This is a genomic window from Streptomyces sp. 5-10 (assembly GCF_014712245.1).
In the GTDB taxonomy this organism is placed as follows: domain Bacteria; phylum Actinomycetota; class Actinomycetes; order Streptomycetales; family Streptomycetaceae; genus Streptomyces; species Streptomyces violaceusniger.
The window spans coordinates 1-2,402 of record NZ_JACVYG010000179.1 but is presented as its reverse complement, the minus strand read 5'-3'; the positions used below and the strand labels follow the sequence as shown (position 1 = coordinate 2,402).

Here is a 2,402-nt window from a genome sequence, read left to right as displayed (position 1 = left end):
CCGGAATGGCGGCCAGCAGCTCGCGTACGGCTCCGCGGTCGGCCACATCGCAGGCGGCCACGGTGACCGACGCCCCGGCCGCCTCCAGCTCGGCCACCAACTCTGCCGCCCCCGGTGCGTCCGGGCCCCTACGGCTGGCCAGCAGCAGATGCTCCACCCCATGCTCAGCCACCAGATGCCGAGCCACCACACCCGCCAACACACCCGACGCCCCCGTCACCAACACCGTCCCACCAGAGACCAACCGCGCAGACGCCTCGGCGGCCGCGGGCTCAGCCATACGAGACAAGCGCGGGACCAGGACGGTCCCGCCCCGCACCGCCAGCTGGGACTCCTCACCAGCGACGAGCGCCCGCACCACCGCATCCGCCGCAGCGCGGCTGATCTCGTGGTCGGGGTCGTGGTCCAGCAGAAGGAATCGGCCGGGATTCTCCGTCTGCACCGACCGCAACAAGCCCCACACCGGAGCCTGCGCCAAACCAGCAACGTCCTCCCCCACCCCAGGGGCAACCGCCCCACAGGTGGCCACCACCAGACGGGACCCGGCCAACCGCTCCTCACCAAGCCACCGCTGCACCGAAGACAGCACAGCGGACAGCGACTCCCGCACCCCGACACCCACGTCCTCACCACCGCTCGTCGAGCAGGACAGCACCACGGTCCCGGGTACCGCCTCGCCCTCATCGAGCGCGCTGATCAACGCGGATACGTCCGCGTAGCGGGCATAAGCCCCGCCCGCACGGACCACCGCCTCACCCAACCCGGCGTCGGGCCCCATGACCGCCCACGAACCCCCAGCAGCAGCTGCCCGGGGAGAGTCCAGAGGTTGCCAGTCCAGCCGGAACAGCGAGTCGTAACGGCTGGTCTGGGCGGCCTGCAGCTGCTCAGCCGAGATCGGCCGCAGAGCCAGCGACTCGATGGACACCACCGGCTGACCCGCCGCGTCCGCCACCTCCAACGCCACAGCGTCCGACCCGGCCCGGGCCAACCGCACCCGCACCACCGACGCACCCGAGGCATGCAACCGCACCCCCGACCACGCAAACGGAACACGCGCCGCACCCGAGGCCGACTCCGCGTCCGGCTGCTGCTCAAGGCCCGCCCACGCAACCGCGTGCAAAACGGCATCCAGCAGTGCCGGATGCACTCCGAATCGCTCCGCCTCACCGACCCGCTCCTGCGGAAGACGGACCTGAGCGAACACCTCCTCACCACATCGCCACACCGCCTCCAACCCCCGAAACGACGGACCATAGCCAAACCCACGCTCAACGAACCCGGCATAAAACCCCTCCGGATCCGACATCACCACCTCAGCGCCCACCGGTGGCCACTGCTCCAACACCACCCCGCCACCAGCAGCAGCCGACTCCCCCGCCGCCAGCAACCCGCTCGCATGAGAGCTCCACACCCCGTCGACCACATCTGGTCGAGACCGCACCTGAACGCTGCGACGGCCGTCCTCTTCTGCCTCACCGACCACAACCTGAAGCTGGACGCCACCCCGCTCCGCAAGGATCAGCGGATCCTGGAGAGTGAACTCCTCCACCACGTCACAGCCCACATGAGCTGCGGCGCTCAGAGCCAACTCGACCAGTGCCGCTCCCGGCACCAGCACCGATCCCAGCACCCGGTGATCAGCCAGCCATGGATGCGTCTCCAGCGACAGGCGCCCCGTCAGGAAGACCCCATCGCCAGCTGGTGGCTCCAGAGCGGCTCCGAGCAGTGGGTGTTCGACGGCTTCCAGGCCGAGGTCGGTGGCGTTGGTTGTTTGGGGCGGGGCCTCGAGCCAGTAGCGCTGCCGTTGGAAGGCGTAAGTGGGCAGGCCCAGGTGAGTCCCCGGCGCGCTGCTGTCACCGAGCGCGGTGGCCCAGTCGATAGACGCGCCGGTGGTGAACTGCCGTGCCAGACAGGTCAGCACGGCATTGACCTCGGGCTGATCCCGGCGCAGGGACGCGATGACCTCCGGCTCGTCGCCGGAACCAGGGTCGTTGTGGTGGGCGAGGCAGTTGTGGGCCATGGCGCTCAGAACGCCATCGGGCCCCAGCTCCACAAACCGTGTCACCTGACCGTGCTCGGCCAGCCACTCCACACCCGGCCCGAACAGCACCGTCTGCCGAACATGACGCACCCAATACTCCGGCGAACACACCTCCTCAGCATCAGCCGGCCGGCCCGTCACATTCGAGACCACCGCAAACCGGGGAGGAGTGAAGGACAGCCCCTCCAGCACCTGACGGAAACCGTCCAGCATCGGCTCCATCAACGCCGAGTGGAACCCATGCCCCACCCGCAGACCCTTCACCTTCCGACCCAGACCACGCCAGTGCTCAGCCACCTGGGCCACCGCAGTCTCCTCACCGGAGACCACCACCTGATCCGGCCCATTAACCGCCGCAACC

At 69.2% G+C, this 2,402-nt stretch carries 1 protein-coding gene; it reads right to left on the bottom strand.

Annotated features, from left to right (window positions below):
• On the bottom strand, positions 1-2,402 hold a 2,402-nt coding region (locus IEJ02_RS47670; protein WP_191070488.1), incomplete at both ends, for a SpnB-like Rossmann fold domain-containing protein.